Annotated in this window: 22 protein-coding genes and 1 pseudogene; 12 read left to right on the top strand and 11 right to left on the bottom strand. The window is 65.2% G+C overall.

What is annotated here, in order from left to right; genetic code table 11:
* Together C7G42_RS17170 and C7G42_RS17165 are read right to left on the bottom strand one after the other, a co-directional pair.
* Nucleotides 1-465: a (2Fe-2S)-binding protein gene (locus C7G42_RS17170; RefSeq protein WP_199580956.1), complete on the bottom strand. Its 465-nt coding sequence runs from the start codon at nucleotides 463-465 to the stop codon at nucleotides 1-3.
* The gene (locus tag C7G42_RS17165; RefSeq protein WP_106950127.1) at nucleotides 462-1,475 is read right to left on the bottom strand and encodes a helix-turn-helix domain-containing protein; all 1,014 of its coding nucleotides are present in this window, start codon (nucleotides 1,473-1,475) and stop codon (nucleotides 462-464) included. Before C7G42_RS17165 ends, C7G42_RS17170 begins: the two co-directional genes overlap by 4 nt.
* Before the next feature lie 374 nt (nucleotides 1,476-1,849).
* On the opposite strand from C7G42_RS17165, the gene C7G42_RS17160 reads away from it, so the two are divergent.
* The 5 genes and pseudogenes from C7G42_RS17160 (at nucleotide 1,850) to C7G42_RS17140 (ending at nucleotide 10,543) form a co-directional block, all read left to right on the top strand.
* Nucleotides 1,850-2,698: a VOC family protein gene (locus C7G42_RS17160; protein ID WP_106950126.1), complete on the top strand. Its 849-nt coding sequence runs from the start codon at nucleotides 1,850-1,852 to the stop codon at nucleotides 2,696-2,698.
* Nucleotides 2,699-2,721: 23 nt separating this feature from the next.
* Complete coding sequence (locus C7G42_RS17155) at nucleotides 2,722-3,144, top strand: putative quinol monooxygenase (RefSeq protein ID WP_245427769.1); 423 nt, start codon at nucleotides 2,722-2,724, stop codon at nucleotides 3,142-3,144.
* A gap of 277 nt (nucleotides 3,145-3,421) precedes the next feature.
* Nucleotides 3,422-6,181 (top strand): ATP-binding protein, encoded by a 2,760-nt coding sequence (locus C7G42_RS17150; RefSeq protein WP_245427768.1) that lies wholly within the window; start codon nucleotides 3,422-3,424, stop codon nucleotides 6,179-6,181.
* Nucleotides 6,182-6,329: 148 nt separating this feature from the next.
* Nucleotides 6,330-7,976 (top strand): annotated as a pseudogene (locus C7G42_RS17145) (thiamine pyrophosphate-requiring protein); the annotation flags it as partial.
* Nucleotides 7,977-8,062: 86 nt separating this feature from the next.
* Nucleotides 8,063-10,543, top strand: a complete 2,481-nt coding sequence (locus C7G42_RS17140) for a GAF domain-containing sensor histidine kinase (RefSeq protein WP_199580955.1) — start codon at nucleotides 8,063-8,065, stop codon at nucleotides 10,541-10,543.
* 4 nt (nucleotides 10,544-10,547) lie between these two features.
* Here the strand turns inward: C7G42_RS17140 and C7G42_RS17135 are convergent, their stop codons facing one another.
* Nucleotides 10,548-12,131 carry an MDR family MFS transporter gene (locus C7G42_RS17135; RefSeq protein ID WP_106950121.1) on the bottom strand — a complete coding sequence of 528 codons (1,584 nt, stop codon included), beginning with the start codon at nucleotides 12,129-12,131 and terminating at the stop codon, nucleotides 10,548-10,550.
* A gap of 156 nt (nucleotides 12,132-12,287) precedes the next feature.
* Nucleotides 12,288-12,803, bottom strand: coding sequence for a YcgN family cysteine cluster protein (locus C7G42_RS17130; RefSeq protein WP_106950120.1), 516 nt, complete (start codon nucleotides 12,801-12,803; stop codon nucleotides 12,288-12,290).
* A gap of 292 nt (nucleotides 12,804-13,095) precedes the next feature.
* On the opposite strand from C7G42_RS17130, the gene C7G42_RS17125 reads away from it, so the two are divergent.
* Genes C7G42_RS17125 through C7G42_RS17115 form a run of 3 tightly spaced genes read left to right on the top strand, consistent with a single transcriptional unit; the run spans nucleotide 13,096 to nucleotide 16,553 of the window.
* Nucleotides 13,096-15,384, top strand: coding sequence for a transglycosylase domain-containing protein (locus tag C7G42_RS17125; RefSeq protein WP_106950119.1), 2,289 nt, complete (start codon nucleotides 13,096-13,098; stop codon nucleotides 15,382-15,384).
* Between the two features lie 9 nt (nucleotides 15,385-15,393).
* Complete coding sequence (locus tag C7G42_RS17120) at nucleotides 15,394-15,972, top strand: DUF1214 domain-containing protein (protein ID WP_106950118.1); 579 nt, start codon at nucleotides 15,394-15,396, stop codon at nucleotides 15,970-15,972.
* Nucleotides 15,969-16,553: a DUF1254 domain-containing protein gene (locus tag C7G42_RS17115; protein WP_106950117.1), complete on the top strand. Its 585-nt coding sequence runs from the start codon at nucleotides 15,969-15,971 to the stop codon at nucleotides 16,551-16,553. The genes C7G42_RS17120 and C7G42_RS17115 overlap by 4 nt, the downstream gene beginning before the upstream one ends.
* Before the next feature lie 83 nt (nucleotides 16,554-16,636).
* Here C7G42_RS17115 and C7G42_RS17110 read toward each other — a convergent pair whose 3' ends face one another.
* Together C7G42_RS17110 and C7G42_RS17105 are read right to left on the bottom strand one after the other, a co-directional pair.
* On the bottom strand, nucleotides 16,637-16,915 hold the full coding sequence (locus tag C7G42_RS17110; protein WP_106950116.1) for a hypothetical protein: 279 nt from the start codon (nucleotides 16,913-16,915) through the stop codon (nucleotides 16,637-16,639).
* Between the two features lie 138 nt (nucleotides 16,916-17,053).
* A complete protein-coding gene (locus C7G42_RS17105; RefSeq protein WP_106950115.1) occupies nucleotides 17,054-17,479 on the bottom strand; it encodes a hypothetical protein in 426 nt (141 codons plus the stop codon).
* A 272-nt stretch (nucleotides 17,480-17,751) separates the two neighbouring features.
* Between C7G42_RS17105 and C7G42_RS17100 the strand changes: the two genes are divergently transcribed.
* Nucleotides 17,752-18,159: a GFA family protein gene (locus C7G42_RS17100; RefSeq protein ID WP_106950114.1), complete on the top strand. Its 408-nt coding sequence runs from the start codon at nucleotides 17,752-17,754 to the stop codon at nucleotides 18,157-18,159.
* Between the two features lie 52 nt (nucleotides 18,160-18,211).
* Here C7G42_RS17100 and C7G42_RS17095 read toward each other — a convergent pair whose 3' ends face one another.
* From C7G42_RS17095 to C7G42_RS17075, 5 genes are read right to left on the bottom strand one after another with little or no spacing between them, the layout of a single operon-like run.
* A complete protein-coding gene (locus C7G42_RS17095; RefSeq protein WP_106950113.1) occupies nucleotides 18,212-18,922 on the bottom strand; it encodes a sulfite exporter TauE/SafE family protein in 711 nt (236 codons plus the stop codon).
* 47 nt (nucleotides 18,923-18,969) lie between these two features.
* On the bottom strand, nucleotides 18,970-20,154 hold the full coding sequence (locus C7G42_RS17090) for an MFS transporter (protein WP_106950112.1): 1,185 nt from the start codon (nucleotides 20,152-20,154) through the stop codon (nucleotides 18,970-18,972).
* A gap of 55 nt (nucleotides 20,155-20,209) precedes the next feature.
* The gene (locus tag C7G42_RS17085; protein WP_199580954.1) at nucleotides 20,210-21,397 is read right to left on the bottom strand and encodes an MFS transporter; all 1,188 of its coding nucleotides are present in this window, start codon (nucleotides 21,395-21,397) and stop codon (nucleotides 20,210-20,212) included.
* On the bottom strand, nucleotides 21,394-22,767 hold the full coding sequence (locus C7G42_RS17080; RefSeq protein ID WP_106950110.1) for an NAD(P)/FAD-dependent oxidoreductase: 1,374 nt from the start codon (nucleotides 22,765-22,767) through the stop codon (nucleotides 21,394-21,396). The genes C7G42_RS17085 and C7G42_RS17080 overlap by 4 nt, the downstream gene beginning before the upstream one ends.
* Before the next feature lie 51 nt (nucleotides 22,768-22,818).
* The gene (locus C7G42_RS17075) at nucleotides 22,819-23,136 is read right to left on the bottom strand and encodes an ArsR/SmtB family transcription factor (protein WP_106950457.1); all 318 of its coding nucleotides are present in this window, start codon (nucleotides 23,134-23,136) and stop codon (nucleotides 22,819-22,821) included.
* A gap of 125 nt (nucleotides 23,137-23,261) precedes the next feature.
* On the opposite strand from C7G42_RS17075, the gene C7G42_RS17070 reads away from it, so the two are divergent.
* The 3 genes from C7G42_RS17070 to arsB are packed head-to-tail and all read left to right on the top strand — an operon-like array spanning nucleotide 23,262 to nucleotide 25,202.
* The gene (locus C7G42_RS17070) at nucleotides 23,262-23,624 is read left to right on the top strand and encodes an ArsR/SmtB family transcription factor (RefSeq protein ID WP_106950109.1); all 363 of its coding nucleotides are present in this window, start codon (nucleotides 23,262-23,264) and stop codon (nucleotides 23,622-23,624) included.
* The gene (locus C7G42_RS17065) at nucleotides 23,617-24,144 is read left to right on the top strand and encodes an arsenate reductase ArsC (RefSeq protein ID WP_106950108.1); all 528 of its coding nucleotides are present in this window, start codon (nucleotides 23,617-23,619) and stop codon (nucleotides 24,142-24,144) included. The genes C7G42_RS17070 and C7G42_RS17065 overlap by 8 nt, the downstream gene beginning before the upstream one ends.
* Nucleotides 24,145-24,146: 2 nt before the next feature.
* On the top strand, nucleotides 24,147-25,202 hold the full coding sequence (arsB, locus tag C7G42_RS17060) for an ACR3 family arsenite efflux transporter (RefSeq protein WP_106950107.1): 1,056 nt from the start codon (nucleotides 24,147-24,149) through the stop codon (nucleotides 25,200-25,202).
* The last annotated feature ends 9 nt before the right edge of the window (nucleotides 25,203-25,211 follow it).

Genomic DNA, 25,211 nt, shown 5'->3' with positions numbered 1-25,211 from the left:
TCACTTCTCCGCCATTTTCTTGGCCGCGGCCGCATGGATCGCCGCGCGGATGCGCGGATAGGTGCCGCAGCGGCAGAGGTTTCCCGACATCACCTGATTGATCTGCTCGTCTGTCGGTTTGGGGATCTTCGTGAGCAGCGAGATCGCCTGCATGACCTGACCGGTCTGGCAGTAGCCGCATTGCGGAACCTGATGCTCGATCCAGGCCTGCACCACCGGATGCTGATCCTTGTTGCCGAGGCCTTCGAGCGTGACGACCGATTTGCCGGCGACCTCGCCGATATGCGACTGACAGGACCGCACCGCCTTGCCGTCGATGTGAACGGTGCAGGCGCCGCATTGCGCAACTCCGCAGCCGTATTTTGCACTGGTGATGCCAAGCTCGTCGCGTAACACCCAGAGCAGTGGCATCTCGGGAACGACGTCGACACGGTGCTTGGTGCCGTTGACGGTGAGCTCGATCATGTCGGTGTTTCCTCCAGAGGCAACTGGTCGCTGCGACAGCACAGCGGATGCACGCCGGGCTGTATTTCCGATTCCTGCGGCGCCATGCGCAATCCCTGCGGAATGCCGCGATCGATCGCCGCGTCGGCGCCACCGCCGCACAATTCGCGATACTGCCCCGGCGTCAGACTTGCGGCCTTGCGGAACACGCGCGTGAAATTCGCCTGCGAGCCGAAACCGAATTCCAGGGCGATTTCGACCAGGGACATGCGGTCCCTCGCGAGTTCGTGTCGCGCTGCCTGGACACGCCGATCGGTGACATAGCGGTGCGGTGACAAACCGGTGGCCTCGCGGAACAACCTCGAAAAATGGTAAGGGCTGAGACAGGCCTGCGCGGCCAGATCCTCGAGCCTGATGTCGCCGCCGAGCGAGCTCTCGATGTAGTCGAGCACGCGCTGCAGGCGCCGCGGATCGAGCGACAGCGCCTTGCCGGGCGCCTGCCAGCGATCGATCGTATAATGCCCCAGAAGATGCGCCGCGAGCGCAACCTGGATTCCTCCCACGAACAGCGCGTCGGTCGGCTGTCGCGGTCGATGCAGCAGGTCGCGAAGCGGCGCGCAGATGTGGAACAGGATCCGATCGGCAAGACCGTGCGCATACGCGATCTCGACCTTCGCCGGATCGATGTCGAAATCTGTAAGCGCACTCTCGTCGAGCAGCGCCGGCGGCAGATAGACATGGAGACATTCCATCCGATCGGATAGCTCCAGACTGCTCTCCTGCGTGCCGACGGGGACGAGGTAGCTCATGCCGGGCCGCGCGAGACTCTTCTGAACTTCGCCATTGCCTTCGCGGCACACGATCCCGCCGCCCGACAACACCATGACGAGTTCGTTACAGACGGGAACGGGCGTGGCCTGGCGGCCCGCTTCGAACTTGCGATGCTCGATGCTGAGCCCCGGCCAGTCGCGGGCCTCCGCGAGCTTCTCGCTGGTCCGGTACTTCTCATCGCCATGCGTCACGAGCGCCATCACGACCTCCGCTTTGCTTGCGGCAATTTCAGGCCCCCTTGTCGCGAGCGAGCGACCATTCCCGTCCGGTGGCGAGCCGCGGCATTGCAGCTCCACCGTGAAACGAATGTCTCACAAGCGGCGTTCCCGAAGTCCAGAGGGCGCGCGGTTAAAAGAGGTAAAATGGCGACAGAGCAAAGGCTTCGCCGGACGCGTGCGATTTCGAAATCGCCGGTCATCCAAAGCAAGATGCGTGCGTCATCGCGCAGGAATCGGAAATCGCGCAATGCGCGCTTGAGCTAGTGAACGAGTTCAGAAGCGCAGACACATCCGCAGCCGACGAGAGCCGTCGCGCTCGAGCGCCGACGGCACGCCTTACAAGCAAGGAGAGCGACATGACAGACCAGGCAGACAACACCACGCGCATGGGCCGCCGCGCCCTGTTGCAGACGACCGGCGCAGCCGTCGTCATGGGCCTCGCCGGCACCGCAAGCGACGCAAGGGCCGCGGCACAGAAGGGCGATCCCATGTCGTCCGCCGAACGCAACGAGGCGCCGCTCGGCGCACGGCTCCAGGGCGTCCAGCATTTCGGGCTGACGGTCCAGAACATGGAGCGGGCCTATCAGTTCTACACCGAGGTGCTCGGGGGCAGCGAGGTGTTCCGCCATGGCGATTTCCAGGGTGATGGCGTGCAGAACACGCTGCTGGCCGATCAGGAGATCGAGGCGAACGCCCGCGGGGTCAATCCGCGGACCATCGGCGTGCCCGACCTGCGCAGCGGAGCCCAGCGGCTCGACGTCCGTTTCATCCAGTTCGACAACATGGTGCTCGAACTGCTGCAATATCGCGAGGCCGATCAGCCAATGGGCAGCGCCAAGAGTTTCGCCGAACCGGTGGAGCACATGAGCCCGGCGTTTCCGCGCATGATGCACATCTGCTTTTATGTGCGCGACGACGTCGACTTCAATAAATTCATCGCCGACCTCGAAGCCGAATCGGCACGCCGCGGCATGACCCAGGTGCGGGCCAACCGAACCGTCCGCGTCATGACGGAGGCGGACCGTAAGGCCGCGCCCCGCGACACCAACACCAACAAGGTGACCGCGGAGCCTTCCAATGGCTGGGAGCTGATCTATTGCAAGGGCCCGGAGGGCGAGCAGCTCGAATTCGTCAAGGCGCTCGACCCGGTCAAGAAGCGCTTTGCGGACGCACTGGCCAAGCGCCAGCAAAGCATCGTGCGCTGAACAGACACATGAAGGATTTTGTGATGCAAGCTCTCGCCCGCAATACGCGTGTCGCCCTGCTGTTCGCCGTCACGTTGACTTTGCCCGCCGCACCAATCGTCGCCCAGGAAGCGCCGCGCGTGCGCTATCAGGAGATTCCGGAGGGCGCCTATTCCGTCGTGGCGCAGGTCCGCGCCAAGCCCGGGAAAGAGGACGCACTGCGCGCCGCTACTCTGCCGCTGATCGAGCTGGTGCGCGGCGATCCCAAGAACCTGGTCTATTTCCTTCAGGAAGACCGCGCCAAACCCGGTCATTTCATCTTTTACGAGGTTTTCGCCAGCCAGGCCGATTTCGACGCGCACAATGCGATGCCCTATGTGAAAGACTGGTTCGCCAAGCTGCCGGAGCTTGCCGACGGCGGCGTCGAAGTCATGCGCATGGCGGTTCTCGGCAAGCCCAAAAAATAGCCTGATACGGTCAAGAAGGCGGACGCGCGAGTGGTTTTGTCGCAGCACCCGAGGAGGCAGCCGCGCGGGGCAATCGTGCGAATTCAGAACCGCTCACTTCTACAAGTTTGCAGCGCATGATAATTGCAAGGCGATCTGTTCGATCGATTGGCAATGAGCAATGCGGACTGCCACCGAGACACGGCAACGGGGCACGCGCCGACAGGAGCTCACCTTCTCCTTCGGCCGATTCCAACTCGTTCCCCGCCGCCAATTGCTTCTCCTCGATGGGCGCGCGGTGAAACTGGGCGGACGCGCATTCGAGCTGTTGCACCTGCTGGTACAGCGTCGCGGCGAACTGGTCAGCAAGGACGAACTGATGGAGGCGGCCTGGCCGGGTACGTTCCTTCACGACAGCAATCTCAAGGTCAACATGTGGAGCTTGCGGCGTTCGCTGGGTGATACCCAGACCGAGCCGGCCTACATCGCGACGGTGGCGCGCCGGGGCTACAGGTTCGTCGCGGACGTGCAAACGAGCATCGGTGAGATCGAGGATCACCCCGCGCAGGCGGAACCGATCCCCTCGCCGCCGCCGTTGCGGCGCGGCATCGTCGGGCGCGAGGCCGAGATCGCCTATATTGCGCGTCTGCTGGTCGACCTCAGGCACCTGACCCTGGCCGGCGCGGGAGGGATCGGCAAGACGACCGTTGCCGTTGCGGTGGCGCAGGCCATCGCTTCGCGCTATCGCGACGGCGTCTGCTTCGTCGATCTCGCCACGATCGCGGACCCGACCCTGTTCGGCGCGGCGATGGTCACCGCGCTGGGCATCAGGGGCAATCCGGACAACGGCCTGACCGCGGTGCTCGACTATCTCAGGCAGCGCCAGATGCTCCTCATCCTGGACAATTGCGAGCATGTGCTGCCGGCCGCCACCATGTTTGCCGGGAGATTCCTGGCGGACATTTCGCCTTCGAAGCTGCTTGCGACCAGCCGTGAACCGCTGGGCAACACGACCGAGCACGTCGTGCGGCTCGGCTCGCTCCCCGCTCCAGGCCCGGGCCAGGCGCCGACCACGGAGCAGGCGGTCGAATTTCCGGCGGTTCAATTGTTCGTTCGCCGTGCGGCCGAATGGTCGGACTATGAGTTCGTCGATGACGACTACGCGGCCATCGCCTCGATATGCCGTTCACTGGACGGCCTCCCGCTGGCGATCGAGCTGGCGGCCGCCCAGATCCGAACGTTCGGCCCGCGCGAACTGCTTGATGCGCTCGATCAAAATCTGAGTTTTCGCGCGCCAAGGGCCGAAGGCGCCTCGCCGCGCCATGAGACCCTGATGGCCACGATCGACTGGAGCTTCACGCTGCTGCCTTCCAAGGAAGCCAGGCTGTTCGCCCTGCTCTCCGTGTTCAGCGACGCTTTCGAAGCCGAAGACGCGATTTTCGTGGCCGGGGCGGCCGGCCTCGATCTGGTCGACGTCGTCACCGGGCTCGGCAGTCTCGTCGCAAAATCCCTTTTGAGCGCGCAGGCCAGCGGGCGCGGCCTGCGCTACCGCCTGCTGGACAGCACGCGGCGCTACGCGACCGACCGGCGCCGCTCCGATCCCGCCTGCGAGCAAGCGCTCGACCACCATGCCCAGCGCATTCTTGCCCTGTTCGAACAGTCCGAGGACGAATGGAGCTGGCGTGAGCCGGCCGACTGGACTCAACGCTACCTCTGGCGCATCGGTGATCTCAGGGCCGCATTGTCGTGGGCCTTCGGCGAGGACGGCAATCCCTTGCTCGGCATCAGGCTGACGGTTGCGGGGATCACCTTGTGGTCGGAGACAGCCATCCTGTCGGAGGCACAGGCGCGGCTGGCCTCGGCACTGGCGCTGGCCAAAACCATCGAGTGCGACGATCTGCTGCGGGCGAAGCTCGCCTGCGCGCTCGGATGGAGCCTTTTCTACGCTCGCAAACTATCCAACGAAAACGAGATTGCATGGCTCGATGCGATCGCCTTTGCAAGAGCTGCCAAGGACACCGACTATCAGCAACGCGCACTGGTCGGCTTCGCCTTCTACCTGCTGCAGATCGGTCATATCCCGCGTGCCACCGCCTATCTCGAGGAAGCGACCGGGCTCGCGGACCGCGACCGCAACCTGACATCGACGTCCGAAGCCGATCGGGCGCTGGCCTGGGCACAAGCGTTTGCGAGTGAATTGAGCAAGAGCCGCGCGGTTCTGGATCGTCTCGCGGCAACCCATTCGCTGGCTGAGGGCAGGTCCCGCAAGGATGCCAACGAGGTCTACCGGTTCATCACCGTTCGTTTCAATCTGCCCTTCGTTGCATGGATGCAGGGACAGCCCGACACCGCGGCCAGGCTGGCCCGCGATGCGGTCGATGCGGCGGATCGCAGCGGTCAATGGGTATCCCAGTCGAACGCGCTCGGACTTGCTGCGCTCCCCATTGCGCTCGAAACCGGCAATCTGGATGCACTCGAAAGCTATGCGGAACGGCTGCGTGAAAATCTCGAACGGGAGCGCATCTCCCGCTGGGTTCCGGTGGAGCGCTATTTCTCGGCCTGCCTTCGCGACCTCAGGGGCGATCCGCACGCGGTGGACGATATCCGGGCCGCGATCGACGAGCTGATCGAATGCCGCTTCCTGATGCGGATCGGCAGCTATCTTGCGGTGCTCGCCCGCGCGCTTCTCAGGCAAGGCCGCATCGAGGACGCGCAGCGCACCATCGCGGAAGCGCTCGATTACCAGGAGCGGCAGGGCGAACGCTGGTGCCGTCCGGAGCTTATGCGCGTCGATGCATCCGTCCTCATTCGTACCGGCGAGCCAGTGCGCGCAGAGAAGCGGCTGCAGCAGGCGCTGTCCGAGGCCCGCAGCATAGGCGCCAAAACCTTCGAACTGCGGATCGCCGTCGATCTGGCCGCGCACTTGATGGCGACACGCCGCAGACCAAAAGCCGTACGCTTGCTCGCGCCAATCCATGGCGACTTCACCGAGGGCTTTGAAACCCAGGACCTCATTGCCGCCTCACGCCTTTTGGCCGAACTGCAAGCCACCTCCTGACCGCGGCAGGCGCGGCTGTCGTGCGTAGCCGCACCCGGGCGATGCATGGCTGGCCTACCGCAGTGCTCGCCGCGGCCTGCTTTACGCTTCTCGAATTTCCTGATCCTCTCATGCCAAGCGGCCGGATCAACCGGCCAGGCCTCAGAGGGAGAGAAACGCCATGAAGCTCGGCACCGCCATTGCGGAAATCATGCGGCGCGAGGGAATCGAGATCCTCTGCGGCTATCCCGTCAACCACCTGATCGAGCACGCGGCGAAAGCCGATATCCGCCCGGTGATGGTGCGGCAGGAGCGCGTCGGCATCCACATGGCGGACGCGATCTCACGGGTGACGTCGGGGCGCTCGATCGGCGCGTTCTGCATGCAGCATGGGCCCGGCGCGGAGAACGCGATGGGCGGCGTCGCGCAGTGCTATGGCGAGTCCGTTCCGGTACTGGTGCTGCCGATGGGCTATCAGCGCCGGCTTGCGCATATCGAGCCGAACTTCAATTCAAGCGAGGCGATGAAGGCGTTTTCGAAATCGTCGGAGCCAATCATCCTCGCGGCCGAGGTCGCCAATATCTTTCGCCGCGCCTTCACCAAGCTGAAGAACGGCCGCGGCGGCCCCGTGATCGTGGAGATTCCCGCGGACATGTGGAACGAGGATGTGCCGGAGCCGCTCGACTACACGCCGGTGCTGCGCACGCGCTATGGCGCCGACCCCGTGCATGTGAAGGAAGCAGCCCAGCTGCTCGTCAACGCCAGGCATGCGGTGATCTATGCCGGCCAGGGCGTGCATTACGCGCAGGCCTGGCCGCAATTGAAGCGGCTCGCCGAGCGGTTGGCGATCCCGGTGACCACCAGCCTAGGCGGCAAATCGTCGTTCCCGGAAACGCATCCGCTCTCGCTCGGCTCCGGCGGCCTCGCGGTGCCGCGCGCGGTGCCGAAATTCCTCGCCGAGGCCGACCTCATCTTCGGCATCGGCTGCTCCTTCACGGAAACGAACTTCGGCATCGCCATGCCGAAGGGCAAGACCATCATCCATTCCACGCTCGATCCCAACCATCTCAACAAGGATGTGGAAGCGAAAATCGGCCTGGTCGGCGACGCCGGCCTCGTGCTCGATGCGCTGCTGGAGGAGATCGGCAAGACCGTTACCGCGGACCGCGATGCCTCCGCGGTCGCGACCGAGATCGCAGCCTCGCACAAGGAATGGCTGGCGAAATGGATGCCGAAACTCACCAGCAACGACGCGCCGCTCAGTCCGTATCGCGTGCTGTGGGACCTGCAGCACGCCGTCGACATCGACAACACCATCATCACCCACGACGCCGGCAGCCCGCGCGACCAGCTCTCGCCGTTCTGGAAGTCGACGAAGCCCCTCACCTATCTCGGCTGGGGCAAGACCACGCAACTCGGCTACGGTCTCGGCCTCGCGATGGGCGCGAAGCTCGCAAAGCCCGACAAGCTCTGCATCAACGTCTGGGGCGATGCGGCGATCGGTTTCACCGGCATGGATTTCGAGACCGCGGTGCGCGAGCGCATCCCGATCATGTCGATCCTGCTGAACAACTTCTCGATGGCGATCGAGTTGAAGGTGATGCCGGTCTCGACCGAGAAATATCGCTCGACCGACATTTCCGGCGACTATGCCGCGATGGCGCGCGCCTTCGGCGGCTATGGCGAGCGGGTGACCAGGCCGGAAGACATCATCCCCGCGATCAGGCGCGGCATCCAGAAGACGCAGGAAGGCATTCCGGTGCTGCTGGAGTTCATCACCAGCAAGGAAACCGAGGTGTCGCGTCCGGGAACGTGAGGCGAGCCGGACGCTGGCTCCGGCCGCAGGGAATGTGATAATCCGCCCCGGTGCCGCGCCTGTCGCGGCATCAAGCCGGATTGCGAATGACCGACCGTTCCCATGACCTCGCCGATGAGCTCGCAGCCGAGAATGCGCGGCTGCGCAGTGCGCTCGCGACTGCGCGTGATCGTCAAAATGCCAGTGCCGAAATCCTGCGCACCATCGCGGCCTCGCCCTCCGATGCCCGGCCGGTGTTCGAGGCGATCGCGTCGAGTTCCAAGCGCCTGCTCGACGGCTTCTCCGCCACCGTGCTCCAGTTCATCGGCGACGAGCTGCACCTCGTGGCTTACACGCCGACCAGCCCCGAGGCCGACGAAGCGCTGAAGGCGTCGTTCCCGCGCAAGATCGCGGAGTTTCCGACCTTTGCGCTGGTGCGTGGCGGCGAGACGATCCAGTTTCCCGACAGCGAAGCCGAGGACGTGCCGCAGCTGAACCGCGATCTGGCGCGGCTGCGCGGCTTCCGCAGCGTGCTGTTCATGCCGCTGATGAACCGGGGCACGCCGGTCGGCATGATCAGCGTCACCCGTGCCGTGCCAGGCGCGTTCGCGCCCGACCTCGTGCAATTGCTGCAGACCTTTGCCGACCAGGCCGTGATCGCGATCGAGAATGCGCGGCTGTTCAACGAGACGGAAGAGACGCTGCAACGCCAGACCGCGACCGCCGACATCCTCAAGGTGATGGCAGCCTCGCCGTCCGACGTGCAGCCGGTATTCGAGGCCATCGCCGCCAACGCCAACCGGCTGATCGGCGGCTTCTCCACGGCGGTGCTGCGCTATGTCGACGGCGCTGCGCATCTTGCCGCATTCACACCGACCGATCCTGCCGGCGATCACGTGCTGCAGGCCTCGTTTCCAGTGCCGTTCGTGCAGTTCCCGCCCTATTCGCTCGTGGCCAACGGCGCGGCGGCGCAACTGCCCGATACCGAGCTCGAGCCGGCCGCGCGCGACATCGCCCGCGCCCGCGGCTACCGCAGCATGCTGTTCTCACCCTTGATGAGCGACGGCGAAGCGATCGGCCTCATCATCACGACGCGACGCGCGACCGGCGCGTTTGCCGAGCATCACGTGCGGCTGCTGCAGACCTTCGCCGACCAGGCGGTGATCGCGATCAAGAATGTCAGCCTGTTCAATGCGACACAGGAGGCGCTGGAGCGTCAGACCGCAACCGCCGACATCCTCAAGGTGATCGCGGCGTCGCCCGCCGACGTCACGCCGGTGTTCCAGGCCATCTCCGACAGCGCCAAGGCGCTGATCGGCGGACATTCCTCCACCGTCACCCGCGTCATCGACGGCATGCTGCATCTGGCCGCCTTCACCACAGATAATGAAGCCGGCAATGCCGATCTGCTCAGCTCGTTCCCCGCAGCGCTGACATCGTCGGGCATTCACAGCCGGGTGGCTCGAAGCGGAGAATATGCCTTCCGCAGCGACATGCAGAACGAGCCTGATCTCACCGAGGCCATGAAGGAGCTGGCGCGGACGCGGGGCTATCGCAGCATCCTCGCGGTGCCGATGCTGCGCGACGGCATCGCGATTGGCACCATCGCCGTGACGCGGCCGCAAGCCGGCCATTTCCCGGACAAGGCGATCAGCCTGCTCAAGACCTTCGCCGACCAGGCCGTGATCGCGATCGAGAACACGCGGCTGTTCAACGAGGTGCAGGACCGCACGCGGGAGCTTGCGAAGTCGCTCGACGATCTGCGCGCGGCGCAGGACCGGCTGGTTCAGACCGAGAAGCTGGCATCGCTCGGCCAGCTCACCGCCGGCATCGCGCACGAGATCAAGAACCCGCTCAACTTCGTCAACAATTTTGCCTCGCTCTCCGCCGAATTGACTGACGAGCTGAACGAGGTGCTTGCGCCCGTGACGCTCGCGGACGAAATCCGCAGCGAGGTCGACGAGCTCACGGGGCTATTGAAGGACAATCTCGGCAAGATCGTGCAGCACGGACAGCGCGCCGATTCCATCGTCAAGAACATGCTGCTGCATTCGCGCGAGGGCGGCGGCGAGCATCGGTCGAGCGATATCAACGCGGTGGTCGAGGAGAGCCTCAACCTCGCCTATCACGGCGCCCGCGCCGAGAAGCCGCAGTTCGACGTGACGCTGAAGCGCGAGTTCGATCCGGCCGCAGGCTCGGCCGATGTATTCCCGCAGGAGATCACGCGGGTGCTGCTGAACCTGATCGGAAACGGATTCCATGCGGTCGCCAGCCGCAAGGCCGAGACCAAGGCGGCGGCGTACGAGCCGGTCCTGACCGCCGCGACCCGCGACCGCGGCGACCACGTCGAGATCCGCATCCGCGACAACGGCACGGGCATCCCAGACGAGGTGAAGGAGAAGATGTTCAATCCGTTCTTCACCACCAAGCCGGCCGGCGAAGGCACCGGCCTCGGCCTGTCGATGAGCCACGACATCGTGGTGAAGCAGCATGGCGGCACGATCGACGTCGCGACCGCGCCGGGCGAGTTCACCGAATTCACCATTGTGCTGCCACGGAAAAGCAGCTTCCCGAACGGCGCGGGCTAGCGCCCTACTCCGCCATCTCGACGGGTTGCGTCACTGAGGGACCGGCCAGCGGTCGCTCCTCCATCGCGATGAGACACAACGCGGCGGTGGTCATCAGCGCGGTGGCGGCGCCGAACACGTAGCGGAAGGCGTGCCGCATGTCGTCGGCGGGAATAGCGACGGCGCCTGCGGCATGATGCTCGCCGGCGAGCGGCACGTCGATGCCGAGCGCGATCAGCAGGATCGCGGCGAAGGCGGCGACCGTGAACGAGGACATCAGCGAGCGGAAGAAGTTCATCGCGCCGGTGATGGTGCCGACTTGCGGGCGCGCGACCGAGTTCTGCAGCGAGACCACGCAGACCGGGAAGGTGGTGCCGAGCCCGAGCGCGAACGCCGCCATCAGCATCAGCAGGCCCCACAGCGGCAGAGTGGTGAGCGTGAGGCCGAGGCCGCACAGCGCGGCCCAGGACGTGCCGATGATGGCGACGCGCTTGTAGTGTTTTGCACGGGCCATGGTACGGCCGGCGACGGCGGCGCCAACGGTCGAAACCGCAGCGAGCGGGATCAGCGCAAGCCCCGCCTCGCTCGCGCTCAGATGGTAGACCTGCTCGTAATAGAGCGGCAGCTGCACGGTGAGGCCGGTGATCGCCCCGAGCCCGCAGCCACCGGCGGTCATCGCGAACGGCGCCACCGATCCGGTCAGCATCTTCAACGGCAGGAAGGGCTCGTCGGCGCGACGCGCATGCCAGACGAAGCTGACGGCGAGTGCGACGGCGCCGCCCACCATCGCCAGCACGGTCGGCGACAGCCAGGGATAGCGCGTGCCGCCCCAGGTCAGTACCAGCATGAAGACGACGGCGGAGGCCATCAGCAGCACGCCGCCGAGCCAGTCGACCTTGCGCTTGCGGTGGAACACCGGGATCTTCTTCATCTTCGGCAGCAGCAGCGCGAGCGCCGCTGCCGTCAGCGGCAGATTGATCCAGAAGATCATCGACCAGTGCAGATGCTCGGCGAACACGCCGCCGATGACCGGACCGAGGATGCCGCCGACCATCCACACGCTGGAGAAATAGGCCTGATACTGGCCGCGTTCGCGCGGAGAGACGACGTCGGAGATCACGGTCTGCACGACAGGCATGATGCCGCCGCCGCCGAGCCCCTGAAGGCCGCGCGCCAGGATCAGCATCGGCATGTTCGGCGCGATCGCGCACAGCACCGAGCCGGCCACGAACAAGCTGAGCGAAATGATGATCATGGCGCGGCGGCCATAGATGTCGCTGAGCGTGCCGAACACCGGCGCCACCGCGGTCGAGGCGAGCAGATAGGCGGTGATGACCCAGGAGAGATTGGAGACGTCCTGGAACTGGCGTCCGATGGTCGGCAGCGCGGTCGCCACGATGGTTTGGTCGAGGGCGGCCAGGAACATCGTCAGCATCAGGCTGATGACGATGGTGCGGACCTCGTCCTGCGACAGCGGCACCGGCGGCGCGATGGAGGGCGCATCATCGACGCTGATGACTTCGCTCGGAAGCCGGGACAGCTCCTCGGCGATGTCGTCGGGCAAAGTCTGGATGTCGGCAGAACTGCTCCGCCGGTCGAACTTGTTCATCTCGCTCGGGTGCCGTGTGGCGGCGCAACGCCGCGAAGGATTCGTTCTATGCAGCCCAATGTAGACAGCAAAATTTGTCCCGGGCAGGCATCACGGCGCATGGGTGCATCCCGCCCCCGGGCCATCCCGAAGACGTGATCCAGTGTCCGCGGCGGCTCAGTCCTTCGGGCGTCGCTTCAGGCGGGCCCGTTTCGGCAGCTGCGCCGGCCATTGTACGATGTGGTTCTCGAGTTCGTCGTCCGGAATCTCCTCCTCGCTGCCCTCGACCCGGCCGCGCACGGAGACGCCGGCGTCATGCACAGTGTTGGGATCACCGGAGACCAGCGGATGCCACCAATAGAGATCGCGCCCTTCGGCGACCAGCTTGTAGCCGCAGCTCGGCGGCAGCCAGTTCAGGGTGCGGACATTGGCCGGGGTCAGGCGGACGCAATCCGGAACCTTCGCAGACCGATTCGGGTAGTCCTTGCAGCCGCAGGTCCCGGCATCGAGCAGCTTGCAGCCGACATGGGTGAAATAGATCTGGCCGGTATCCTCGTCTTCGAGCTTGTTCAGGCAACAGCGGCCGCAGCCGTCGCACAGGCTTTCCCATTCGGGCCCCGACATCTCTTCCAAAGTCTTGGTTTTCCAGAAGAATCCTTCCTGGCCTGAAGGTCGTTTGGGAGCTGCGGTCATGCGCCTCAACAAAGTTCGAAAGAGCTACGGCTGAAGCCATCTAGGGCGTGCGGCCGGGGTGGTGCAAGCAAGGCGCCTTCGAGGCCCGTAATGAACCGGGGTCGATTCAGCCTGTTGTTCAAAATCGCGAGCGTGACCATTGGTTTATGGGCCCCGCTCGGCTAGAAGGAACAGCAAGTCCCTCGGATGCTGGCCGGGCGCCTTGGGTTTGCCGCAACATTCCCTCAAGACGTCTCGATGCCGCCCCGGCCGGGTGCTTGAACGCTTTCGAAGCGAGCCTCAAGGGTTCTAGGTGCGCCAGATCATACCATCGCATTGGAAGCAGAAGGTCCGGAATTTCTTCCTGGACCTCGATGCGCGCATCGACTCCTCGCTGTTTTCCTCGGCCAAGGGCATCCGCGAGCTCTACGAGCGTTACTCGACCTTCATGGACCGCTTCTATGTCGGACGCTGGAAGCGCTGGGTGTTCATCGAGCCGCTATCGGAGGCCGCAACCCTCGGGCTCGGCGGTCTCGTGGTGATGCTCACCCTCGCCATCCCCGCCTTCCGCGAGACCGCGGACGAGGACTGGCTGAAGAAGTCCGACCTCGCGGTGACCTTCCTCGACCGCTACGGCAACCCGATCGGCAGCCGCGGCATCAAGCATAACGACTCGATCCCGTTGGAAGATTTTCCGGACGTCCTGATCAAGGCGACGCTGGCGACCGAAGACCGCCGCTTCTACGAGCATTTCGGCATCGACATCGCCGGCACCGCGCGCGCGCTCGTCACCAACGCCCAGGCCGGAGGCGTCCGCCAGGGCGGCTCCTCGATCACCCAGCAGCTCGCCAAGAACCTGTTCCTGAGCAACGAGCGCACCATCGAGCGCAAGGTCAACGAAGCCTTCCTCGCAGTCTGGCTGGAATGGCGCCTGACCAAGAACGAGATTTTGAAGCTGTATCTCGACCGCGCCTATATGGGCGGCGGCACCTTCGGCGTCGACGGCGCTGCGCATTTCTACTTCAACAAATCCGCGCGCGACGTGACCTTGGCGGAGGCCGCGATGCTCGCCGGGCTGTTCAAGGCGCCGACCAAATACGCACCCCACATCAACCTGCCCGCCGCCCGCGCCCGCGCCAACGTCGTGCTCGACAATCTCGTCGATGCCGGCTTCATGACCGAGGGCCAAGTGTTCGGCGCCCGCCGCAACCCGGCCTTCGCGGTCGACCGCCGCGACGAAGCCTCGCCGAACTACTATCTCGACTACGCCTTCGACGAGATGCGCAAGCTGGTCGACACCTTCCCGAAATCCTACACCGAGCGCGTCTTCGTGGTGCGCCTCGCCATCGACACCAACGTGCAGAAGGCCGCGGAGGATGCGGTCGAGAACCAGCTGCGCCAGTTCGGCCGCGACTATCACGCGACGCAAGCGGCGACCGTGGTGTCCGACCTCGACGGCGGCATCCGCGCCATGGTCGGCGGCCGCGACTACGGCGCCAGCCAGTTCAACCGCGCCGTCGACGCCTACCGCCAGCCGGGTTCGTCGTTCAAGCCCTACGTTTACACCACCGCGCTGCTGAACGGTTTCACGCCGAACTCGATCGTGGTCGACGGCCCCGTCTGCATCGGCAATTGGTGCCCGCAGAATTATGGCCATTCCTATTCCGGCGCGGTGACGCTGACGCAGGCGATCACGCGCTCGATCAACGTCGTGCCGGTGAAGCTGTCGATCGCGATCGGCCAGAAGGAACAGCCGAAGGCGCCGAACCCCGCCAAGATCGGCCGCGCCAAGATCGTCGAGGTCGCCCGCCGTTTCGGCCTCAAGGCGCCGCTGCCCGACACGCCGTCGCTGCCGATCGGCTCGGACGAAGTCACCGTGCTCGAGCACGCGGTCGCCTACGCGACCTTCCCCAACCGCGGCAAGGCGGTGACGCCGCATTCGGTGCTCGAAGTGCGCACCGGCGCCGGCGACCCGGTCTGGCGCTGGGACCGCGACGGCCCGAAGCCGCGGCAGGCGATTCCCGCCTCCGTCGCCGCCGACATGGCGGGCATGATGAGCCACGTCGTCAGCGAGGGCACCGCGCGCCGTGCCGCGCTCGACGGCATTCCGACCGCGGGCAAGACCGGCACGACCAACGCGTATCGCGACGCCTGGTTCGTCGGCTACACCGGCAATTTCACCTGCGCGGTCTGGTACGGCAACGATGACTACTCGCCGACCAACCGCATGACCGGCGGCTCGCTGCCGGCCCAGACCTGGCACGACATCATGCTCGCGGCCCATCAGGGCGTCGAGGTCCGGGAAATCCCCGGCATCGGCATGGGCCAGAAGCTGCCGCCGCAGCATATCAGCAACGCGCAGGCCAATGCGGCGCCGAAGGTGCTGGAGACCAAGCCGGGTCCGCCGCCGGTGCTGACCAAGCGCGGCGCCGACATTTTGGTGCGCGTCGAGAAGCTGCTGGACGACGCCGCCAGGACCGCAAAGAAATCGGCGGATGCCGACGCCAAGGCGGCCAGGCCGTCCTCGGCGACGAGCGCGCTCGCCTTCCCGCAGAATTATGCGGAAGAAAATGTCAACGCTTCCGCCCCGCGCAAGAACTGATCGAAACAAGTGCGGCTGATCCTGATCACATTGACGGCCCTTCTGCTCGCGACGGTGGTCGGCCTGGGTGCGACCTGGATGACGACGACGCGCGGCACCGAGATCGGCGCGCTGACCATCGGCCCCTGGACCGCGCGCCCGCGCACCGGCACCGCCGACGTCGATCCCTATTCGCGCGCCACCATCGTGCGCAACGGCGAGCTGCCGATCGGCACCGGCGACGGCGTCGCCTTCACCGCCACCGCCGACGACAAGAAGAAGGCGCTCGACGGCCGCTGCGACGTGATCGTCTCCGGCGTGACGCCGCCGGCGCGGTTCTGGACGCTGACGCTGTACGACCGCAAGGGCCACCTCGTCGCCAATTCGCTGCAGCGCTACGGCTTCACCAGCCAGGAGATCGTGCGGCAATCCGACGGCTCGTTCGAGATCCGCATCGCCTCGCGCTCGCGCGCCGGCAACTGGCTGCCGACCGGCGGCATCGAGCGCTACGCGCTGATGCTGCGCCTCTACGACACCCCGGTCGGCGTTGCGACGCGCACCCAGCGCGACGCGCCGATGCCCACCATCTCGACGGTGGGCTGCTCATGATCCGCCTGTTGTTCACCATCGTTGCCGGAGTGGTGCTGGGGCTCGTGGTCCACCTCGTCAGCGTGCTGGCGCTGCCGCGGATCGCAACGCAGGACGCCTATTCGCGGCTGACGCCGATGACGAAGCTCAACGGCGTCAGCCAGCTTCCCCTCGCCGATCCGCAGACGTCGCCGATGCCGTTCATGGATCCCGCCTTTGCGCTGGCGATCTGCCGCTACGACCTCTCGAGCGGACCGATCAAGCTGACGGTGCCGGTGAGCCAGGCCTATACTTCGGTGTCGTTCTACACCCGCAACGAGATCGCCTATTACGCCATCAACGACCGCTCGGCGGGCCGCAAGGTGATCGAGCTCGACCTGATGACGGAGGCGCAGCACAGCGAGCTGCCGGAGGACGAAGAGGTCACCGCGGCCGACCGCCTGATCATCGATTCTCCCAGCACCACCGGCCTGATCGTGATGAAGGCGCTCGCCCCCGAGCCCGGCCTGATGCCGCAGGCGCAGGCCACGCTTGCGGCCGCGAGCTGCGGCCCGCAGACCGAGCAGCCCGCCAAGGCCGAGGCGCCGCGCAGCCGGCGCTGAAGCCAGGCCGGTTCGGCGGCCTTCATCACGAAAGGCATGAAGACAAGCCCCATGCACAGGAGCGGAGGGCGGTCCTGCGGACGTCAGCGCGCGAACTTGAAGTGAGCGAACGCTGCCGAAGCGACGGTCAGCAATGCCGCAGCAATCCAGATCGGCACCAGCACGAAGATGGCGATCGCGCCCTGCCCGCAGTCGCCACACCCAAACCCAAACAGGATGGGAAAAAGACATAGCAGGATCGCGACGGCAAATCCCGTGCTGAGCCAAACGCCTCTGGCTCCCCATCGCGCACCAACTAGCCATGGCACGGCGGGAAAGCCAAAGGACAGACCGACCAGGAGGTTCACCATAACGTCGAACATGATCTCTTTCCGGTTGGCCTTCGAAGCGCTTCCAACTTGCCTGTGTTCCAGGCCATTCGGCGCAGCGATTGGTGAGAAGCTCGGCTCTTGGTCGTTATCATCGAGCGGATGGTTCAGATGACGGGTAACCGCGCCTGCCTATCTCTCCTCGGTCGGATGCACCCATTTGTAGGGCGTGATGCTTCGCGTGGCGGTCAGCTTGATCATGTGGACGGGCGGTGCGGAACGTCCATTCCGGCATGACCGGCACTTGAGCGAAGCCTCCAGCTTCCAGATCGGCGTATCGCGGGGACGACGGATTGCATCGAGTGGCAGGCTCGCGCGTGCTTTGCACCTGTTGCACTCGACCTCGAGCCAGCCCATGCCACCGTTGAGGCATTGCGCGATCGTCGGAGACGGCTGTGAAGGGCCACCGTAACCTTCCATCCGGACCGACCAGGCTTCGGCTTCAGCGCGATCGGCCTCGCGAACGGCCTTTTTGGCTTCCTCGCGCGCGTGCTTGGCCGAAATTTCCGCACCCAGAATTCGGCCGCTCCAGATGACCTCGCGTGATTTGGTGCTCATGCCACAATCAAAGCTGCGCCCGACGGCGCTGGCAAATTATCGATAGCTGGTAGGCTGGATCCGCAATTCGATACTGCCGGTCGTGGGTGTGGAAAACCGACGCTGCAGATCCTCCGGCGACGCCGCGACGCCGAAGGCCTAGCACCGAAGGCCTGGCATGGCAGCAGCTGTCAAGCGACAGTAGGACGCAACTTCAAATCGCTTGCGTCGTTGAAGCCGCGCGTCTCGGGAGTTATCGAACTGAGATACTTGCCTTCGATCGGGAGAAACGAATGAGCACCATCACCGGCGGCTGTCATTGCGGCGCAATCCGTTACGAGGTCGAGGGCGACGCGATCGTGCATGCGCTGTGCCACTGCCGCGATTGCCGGCTCCACGCCGGCGCTCCCGTCGTCGGCTGGACGATGTATCCGGAGAGCGCGCTCAAGGTGACCAGCGGCGAGCCCAAGGTCTACAATTCCTCGGACCACGGCCGGCGACACTTTTGCAGCCATTGCGGCACCGGCCTGTTCTATATCAATGCCGACATGCTGCCCGGCATCATCGACATCCAGAGCGCGACTTACGACGATCCCGATGCCGTACCGGCGACGATGCAGATCCAGGTCGCCGAGCGGCTTCGCTGGATGGAGCATGCGCACGAACTGCCGACGTTCGAGCGCTATCCGCCGCAGCCATAGCGGCGGAACCGGCACCGCTTGCGGCCGACGATCGAAGACGTCGGCAAGCCTGTCAGGTTCGGCACCACACGGCCAAGGTCGACGGCGACACGCCGGCGCTGACGATCCCCACCGCGATGATGGCGAGCGCGACCGTGTTTCTCAGCCATCCCGCGGTCGCACGGCGCCTCAGCAACGGAAGTCCCAACCCAGATCCGAGCAGGACCGGAAGGGTGCCGAGACCGAAGCCGCTCATCGCCAGCGCGCCCCCGAGCGACGAGCCGGTCAGCATGGCGTAGAACAACGCCGCGTAGACCATGGCGCAGGGAAGAAAGCCCCAGACCGCACCGCTGACGAACAGCCCCAGCGTCGGCGGTAGATTCGTCGCACGTGCGGCCGTTCCGATCCTGGCGCTGACGATCGCGGCCAGCCGCGACAGCCACGCCGGCAGCGACAGCACTTCGAGCATCGAAAGTCCGATCCAGGCGAGAGCCGCGGCCGCGGCCCAGCGCAGGATCGCATGGGCGAATGCGTGGTCGAACGATCCGAACACGCTCGATCCTATCGCGCCCACCGTGGCGCCTGCCAGCATATAGGCAGAGATGCGCCCCGCGTTGATCAGAACCGTCGTCGTCAGCAGACCCCGCCGCGGCCGGTTCGAACCGAAGTCGGCGGCGAAGTGCAAGGAGGAAGCAATGCCTGCACACATGCCGAAGCAATGCAGGCTCGAGGAAAAGCCCAGCAGGAGCCCGGCGATGAACAGCGGCTGGTCGAAATCGAACATTGCGAAGACAGTTCAACCGATTTCGTCCCTGACGGCATTGCGCTGTGTCAAAGTCTTGTTGCGACGCCCTCGGCGCCGGCTCGTCGCGCCCACAGCAACGCCAACGGCCCCAGCGCGATTCCGGCCGCCAGCACGATGAACACCAGCAGCCATCCGCCCGCGTTCTGCGGTCCGCCGGCCATGTCGAGTGCGACGCCGGTGCCCCACGCGCCGAGCGCCGACAGGCCGAAGCCGACCGTGGAATGCAGGGCCAGCGTTGCACCGCGATGCTCGGAGACGGCTGCAGCCGACATGCCTGCGGTCAACGCGCCTGAATCAGCCGGCACCGTCAGGCCGTACATCATCAGCAGCAGCGCGAGCACCCATGCGGGGGCCGTTGCGTTGAGACCGATCACCAGCGCGACGCAAGCCGAAGCGATCATCACGACCGTGATGGCCCGATGCCGTCCAAATTTCAGCGCGGCCTCGTTGCCGAGGATACTCGCCGGCATCGAGATCACCGCAAAGCAGAAGCTCATCAGCACGGGCGTCATCCAGGACGGCCCGCCTTGATGCGCAACGACGAAGGTCCAGAACCCGACCAGCCAGGTGCGAATGCCATACAGCTCGAAGCAGTGAGCCCCATAACCGAGGATGTAGCCGAGCGCCTCGCGGTTGGCGAAGACGGGTGCGAAGTTGAGAAGACGCCCCGCCTTCGGCGCAGGCCGCTGTCCCTGCATCAGGAGGCACGCGATCACCATCGCGATGGGGCCGACGCCGGTGACGTAGAAAGCGGTCCGCCATCCCCAGCGATCGGCGAGGACTTGTGCAACAAGGAACGACAGGCCGACGCCGACCGAGAAGCTCGACGTGTACAGCGTCACCGCCCGCGAGGTGTCCCCTGCGGGCAATCGGTCGGTCAACGCCTTCAGGCCGGGCATGTAGGCGCCGGCAAAGCCCAGTCCCGCGAGCGACCAAATGATGGTGCCCGACCAGAATCCTTGGGCAAAGATGCCGAAGGCCATGGTCGCCAGGCCGCTGACGATGGAGCCGCACAGCAGCACGATCCGCGCGTCGATGCGATCGGTCAACGTCGTCAGCACCGGCACCGCCAGCATGTAGCCGAACGCATAGCCGCTTGCCATCAGCCCGCCTTCGGCGGCAGACAGCCCCCACGCCGGCATCAGATGCTGCGCCAGATTCGCGGACAGCGTCACGTGCGGCAGCAGATTGCCGAGCTGGCCGATACACATCACCGCGATCAGCGGTCCCCCGCTCACACTCCGAATGCTGGCCTCCCCTTGGTCCCTATCTTGTCTGGTCTGCCCGCAGCAACAGAAGCGCGAAAAACGCGGAGATCGAGGCCATCGCGCTGATCCAGAGCGCGCTGCTGCCAAACTGCTCCACCATCACTCCGAGCGCGAGTGGAGCGAGCGCGCCGGTCGCCCGCGACGGCAGCGAGATCATGCCGACGCGCCGGCCGAATCCCGCCGGTCCGAACAGTGCCAAAGGAAGCGTGCCGCGGGCAATGGTGATGATGCCGTTGCCTGCGCCATACAGCACCGTGAAAGTCGATGCGAGCAAGGGGCCGCCCGCGACCAAAGCAACCACGCCGATCGGATTCATCAGCATGGCGAGCCGGGCCGACAACAGCGGATGAAACCGACCGAGCCACCCTGCTTCCAGAAGGCGGGCACCGACCTGTGCAGGTCCGACCAGGGCGCCTGCGAGCAGCGCCTGTGCCGGCGTCGCGCCGAACGCCACCAGCATGGTCGGTAGAATGGCCGAGACACCCGAGCTGACAAAGCTTGCTGCCGCGAACATGTAAGCCAGCAGCACCATCGCGAACGTCTCGCTTTGCCGTCCGGATCTTTGGCTCGCGCCCGGGTCCGGCCGAGGCTGCTGGTCCAGAGGAACGACGCGCGGCAGGGACAGATTGAGCGGCAGCGCCAGACAGATGTGTATCGCCGCCCACACCTGGCAGGCCACCCGCCAGTCGTACTCGGCGGCCAGCCACGTCGTGAGGGGCCAGCCGAGGGTGCTGGCGAAACCTGCGATCAAGGTGATGCCGGTTATGGTTCGTCGCGCGTTGCTGCCATAGATGCGCGCAAGCGTCGCGAAGGCCGCTTCATACAAGCCCATGCCCATGCCGATCCCGAGCAACACCCAGGCTGCAACCAGCACCACCACGCCGTGAGCCACGGACAAGAGGAGCAGGCCTGCCACGAAGAGGAGGTTCGAGACCGCAAGCAGGCCACGCCCTCCGAACGTATCGATGGCGTGCCCCACGCGTGGCCCGAGCAGGCCGGAGATGACGAGCGCTCCCGAGAGCGCGCCGAACACCCAGGTCGGCGCAAGACCGAGATCGCGCGCAATCGGCGCCGCCAGGATGGCAGGAAGATAATAGCTCGATGCCCACGCAATGGTCTGCGCGGTTCCGAGTGCGAAGACAATTGCGAGCGGGCCTGCCTCCCGGCCCGCCGGGACCTGCGTCATGAGCAGCCGCACCCCGCGCGACCTTCCGTCTTGGCGGTTTCATCGGCAGCACAGCAGGCTGACGGCTCGGCCTTCGCGGGACCGCCGCAGCATCCCGCACCAGCCGCCTCGACACCGCCGCGCGTGCAGACGCCAGTCTCCGGCAGCACGAGCTCGACGCGGGCCGCGGCCTCCTTGTCGCCGGCGATGTCGGCGACGATGGAACGGACCTGTTCGTATCCGGTCATCATCAGGAAGGTCGGCGCACGACCATAGGACTTCATGCCGGCGAGATAGAAACCAGGCTCGTCATGCGCGAGCTCGCGGGCGCCGTGCGGACGAACCGTGCCGCAGCTGTGCTCGTTGGGATCGATCAGCGGCGCGAGCGCAACCGGCGCCTCGATGGCCGGATCGAGCCGCAACCGCAATTCGGCCAGGAACGAGAGATCGGGACGAAAGCCGGTCGAAACCACCAGCTCGTCCGCCACAACGCTCTGCGCGCCGCAGCAGGCGCCAGCCGAAATCCTGAGGCGGCCTTCGGAATCCGAGACATGCGTCACGCCAAATCCGGTCTCGATCTTGATCTTGCCGGCAGCCACGAGCGCGGCGAAGGTGGCCCCCAGCGCGCCGCGCGCGGCAAGCTTGTCATTGCTGCCGCCGCCGAAGGCCTTTGCGGGATCGGTGCCGCGCAGCAGCCAGATCGCTTGCGTGCCCGGCACCTCGTCCGCAAGTTGCACGAGATCGATCAGCGTACCAAGGGCGGAATGACCGGCACCGAGCACGGCAACGGTCTTGCCAGCGTAGCGGGCGCGATCGGCGCCGCGCACATCCGGCATGCCGTAGGCGATGCGGCCCGCGTGCTCGCGTTCGCCGATCGCGGGCAGACCGTTGCTGCCTGCGGGATTGGAAGAGAACCACGTGCCTGAGACGTCGATCACGGCATCGGCGCGCAGCACCTCGGGCCCCTTGCCGTTCTGATAGCGGATCTCGAACGGCGCCTGCTCCCTGCCCTTCGTTTTCGCCTTGTCGAAGCCAGCGCGGCTGATCGCCGTGACCCGGCTCGACGTTCGGATTGTCTCCCGAAGCGGCGTACGTGTTGCGAGCGGGGTGAGATATCGATCGATCAGCTCGCCGCCGGTCGGATAGGCGTGAGGATCCGGCGAATTCCAACCGGTCGGCGCGAGCAGGCGCGCTGCCGCCTTGTCGATATTGTATTCCCACGGCGAGAACAGCTGGACGTGCTGCCACTGACGGACCGCATGTGCGGCTTCAGGGCCGGCCTCGATCACGATGGGAGACATGCCGCGTTCGAGCACATGCGCAGCCGCAGCGAGGCCCACCGGCCCGGCTCCGATGATGGCGACCGTCTTGACGTCTGTCCTGGCGTTCATTGAGCTTCTCCCATCTTTCTAGAATCATCGAATAATGTGAACAGAAAAAATTCAGGCGGCCGTTTGCGCATCCTTGCATCCGACTTCGTCCGCGCAGCACTCCGCCGCCAGGAAATCGACGAGGCCCCGCATGGCATCGAAGTTGGCGTGGCAGATCAGGGTGGTCGATTCCCTGACCTGGCTGACGAGGCCGACCGAGACCAAGGTCTTGATGTGATGCGACAGTGTCGACGCCGGGATCTTCAGCTTGTCCTGGAGGCGACCGACCGGCATGCCGGCATGCCCGGCACGGACCAACGCCCGATAGATTTGAAGCCGGGTTTGATTACCCAGGGCTTCCAAACGTGCTGCTGCGTCGGCGATCTTCATGACATTCAAAATGTGCTCGTTCACGCCGGCTGTCAAACTATATTTCTAGAATATTCGAATTATAGAGGACTGGCGCTACGAGATTCGGATTGACGCCTTTTCATCTATTCCATAAATCTGGATATATGGAAAACGAAGATGCCGTCCTCTCCCTCGCCGCATTGGCTCAGTCCACCCGTCTGGAAGCGTTCCGCACGCTGGTCAGGCACGAGCCCGACGGCCTCGCCGCTGGCGACCTGGCTCGCCTGCTTGAGGTTCCCCAGAATACGCTCTCCGCGCATCTGGCGATCCTAAGCCGGGCGCGCCTCGTCTCCTCCGAGCGGCACAGCCGCTCGATCGTCTACCGCGCCAATCTCAGCGAATTCCGCGACGTGACGCTCTTCCTGCTTCGCGATTGCTGCGGCGGGCGACCGGAGGTCTGCGATCCCGTCGTCGAAACATTGCAATCCTGCTGCTCGCCGAAACGGAAGGAACGAAGCCGTGCCTGACCAGATCTACAATGTGCTGTTTCTCTGCACCGGCAACTCGGCGCGATCCATCCTGGCCGAGTCGATCCTTCGCAAAGACGGCGCCAACCACTTTCGCGCCTTCTCCGCGGGCAGCACGCCAAAGGGCACGGTGCATCCGCTCGCGCTGAGCACGCTTGAGGCCATGGACTACCCCGTCGACGGAATGCGCTCGAAAAGCTGGCTGGAATTCGCGAGCGCCGATGCGCCCGTGATGGATTTCGTCTTCACTGTTTGTGACAACGCAGCGGGCGAGGCCTGCCCGATCTGGCCGGGCCAGCCGATGACGGCGCATTGGGGCATTGAAGACCCCGCTGCGGCCGAAGGGTCCGAGCTTCAGAAGCAGGCAGCGTTCGTCACTGCGTTCCGCTATCTCAGGAATCGGATCGATACCTTCGTGAACCTGCCGTTGAGGAAGATCGACAGGCTGTCGCTCGGAACCAGGCTGCGCGAGATCGGCCGCTCCGACGGCGCGACATCCGGCCGAGACGACGTGGCGTGATCATGAGCATCTTCGAACGATACCTCACTCTGTGGGTCGCGCTTTGCATTGTCGTCGGCGTCGCACTGGGACACGTCCTGCCCGGTGTCTTCGGAGCCATCGCCGTCGCTGAGGTCGCCAAGGTCAACCTGCCGGTCGCAGTGCTGATCTGGCTCATGATCGTGCCCATGTTGCTGAAGATCGACTTCGGCTCGCTCGGTCAGGTCCGGGAGCACTGGCGCGGCGTCGGCGTTACCCTTTTCATCAATTGGGCCGTGAAGCCGTTCTCGATGGCGCTGCTCGGCTCCTTTTTCATCGGCCATCTCTTCGCGCCGCTGCTGCCGGCTGGCCAGATCTCATCCTACATCGCCGGCTTGATTCTGCTGGCGGCCGCGCCTTGCACCGCGATGGTGTTCGTGTGGTCCAATTTGTGCGAGGGAGAGCCTCACTACACGCTGAGCCAGGTCGCCCTGAACGACGTCATCATGGTGTTCCTGTTTGCGCCGCTGGTGGGACTGCTGCTCGGCGTGGCCTCGATCAGCGTCCCCTGGAGCACGCTGCTGTTCTCCGTCCTGCTCTACATCGTGGTTCCCGTGATCGTCGCACAGCTGTGGCGCAAGGCGCTGATGCGAAGCGGCGTGGCCAGCTTCGACCGCATCATGCGGAAGCTGCAGCCTCTGTCGCTGGTTGCGCTCCTCACCACGTTGGTGCTGCTGTTCGGCTTCCAGGGCGAACAGATCGTCAGGCAGCCGCTTGTCATTACCATTCTCGCCGTGCCGATCCTCGTCCAGGTCTATCTCAATGCGGGCTTGGCGTACTGGCTAAGCCGGCGATTTGGCGTGGCGTGGTGCGTCGCGGCTCCAGCCGCCCTGATCGGCGCGAGCAACTTCTTCGAGCTGGCGGTCGCCGCCGCGATCAGCCTGTTCGGCCTGGACTCCGGCGCGGCGCTGGCGACCGTGGTCGGCGTACTCGTCGAGGTCCCGGTGATGCTGTCCGTCGTCCGCATCGTCAAGGCGACAAGGGGCTGGTACGAAGCCGGCGCGAGCAGAGCTCCGACAGGGGTGGAAGCCCGTTCCTAAGGCCCAGAC

This window comes from Bradyrhizobium sp. MOS003, assembly GCF_003020125.1.
Lineage (GTDB): Bacteria > Pseudomonadota > Alphaproteobacteria > Rhizobiales > Xanthobacteraceae > Bradyrhizobium.
The sequence above is the reverse complement of the archived record's forward strand: the minus strand, read 5'-3'. Positions and strand labels throughout refer to the sequence as shown.

What these genes read in the sequence shown, in the direction of transcription:
- C7G42_RS17170 (WP_199580956.1), bottom strand. Translation starts at nt 465, where the DNA reads ATGATCGAGCTCACCGTCAACGGCACCAAGCACCGTGTCGACGTCGTT.
- C7G42_RS17165 (WP_106950127.1), bottom strand. Translation starts at nt 1,475, where the DNA reads ATGGCGCTCGTGACGCATGGCGATGAGAAGTACCGGACCAGCGAGAAG.
- C7G42_RS17160 (WP_106950126.1), top strand. Translation starts at nt 1,850, where the DNA reads ATGACAGACCAGGCAGACAACACCACGCGCATGGGCCGCCGCGCCCTG.
- C7G42_RS17155 (WP_245427769.1), top strand. Translation starts at nt 2,722, where the DNA reads ATGCAAGCTCTCGCCCGCAATACGCGTGTCGCCCTGCTGTTCGCCGTC.
- C7G42_RS17140 (WP_199580955.1), top strand. Translation starts at nt 8,063, where the DNA reads ATGACCGACCGTTCCCATGACCTCGCCGATGAGCTCGCAGCCGAGAAT.
- C7G42_RS17135 (WP_106950121.1), bottom strand. Translation starts at nt 12,131, where the DNA reads ATGAACAAGTTCGACCGGCGGAGCAGTTCTGCCGACATCCAGACTTTG.
- C7G42_RS17130 (WP_106950120.1), bottom strand. Translation starts at nt 12,803, where the DNA reads ATGACCGCAGCTCCCAAACGACCTTCAGGCCAGGAAGGATTCTTCTGG.
- C7G42_RS17115 (WP_106950117.1), top strand. Translation starts at nt 15,969, where the DNA reads ATGATCCGCCTGTTGTTCACCATCGTTGCCGGAGTGGTGCTGGGGCTC.
- C7G42_RS17110 (WP_106950116.1), bottom strand. Translation starts at nt 16,915, where the DNA reads ATGTTCGACGTTATGGTGAACCTCCTGGTCGGTCTGTCCTTTGGCTTT.
- C7G42_RS17105 (WP_106950115.1), bottom strand. Translation starts at nt 17,479, where the DNA reads ATGAGCACCAAATCACGCGAGGTCATCTGGAGCGGCCGAATTCTGGGT.
- C7G42_RS17100 (WP_106950114.1), top strand. Translation starts at nt 17,752, where the DNA reads ATGAGCACCATCACCGGCGGCTGTCATTGCGGCGCAATCCGTTACGAG.
- C7G42_RS17095 (WP_106950113.1), bottom strand. Translation starts at nt 18,922, where the DNA reads ATGTTCGATTTCGACCAGCCGCTGTTCATCGCCGGGCTCCTGCTGGGC.
- C7G42_RS17090 (WP_106950112.1), bottom strand. Translation starts at nt 20,154, where the DNA reads ATGTGTATCGGCCAGCTCGGCAATCTGCTGCCGCACGTGACGCTGTCC.
- C7G42_RS17085 (WP_199580954.1), bottom strand. Translation starts at nt 21,397, where the DNA reads ATGACGCAGGTCCCGGCGGGCCGGGAGGCAGGCCCGCTCGCAATTGTC.
- C7G42_RS17080 (WP_106950110.1), bottom strand. Translation starts at nt 22,767, where the DNA reads ATGAACGCCAGGACAGACGTCAAGACGGTCGCCATCATCGGAGCCGGG.
- C7G42_RS17075 (WP_106950457.1), bottom strand. Translation starts at nt 23,136, where the DNA reads ATGAAGATCGCCGACGCAGCAGCACGTTTGGAAGCCCTGGGTAATCAA.
- C7G42_RS17070 (WP_106950109.1), top strand. Translation starts at nt 23,262, where the DNA reads ATGGAAAACGAAGATGCCGTCCTCTCCCTCGCCGCATTGGCTCAGTCC.
- arsB (WP_106950107.1), top strand. Translation starts at nt 24,147, where the DNA reads ATGAGCATCTTCGAACGATACCTCACTCTGTGGGTCGCGCTTTGCATT.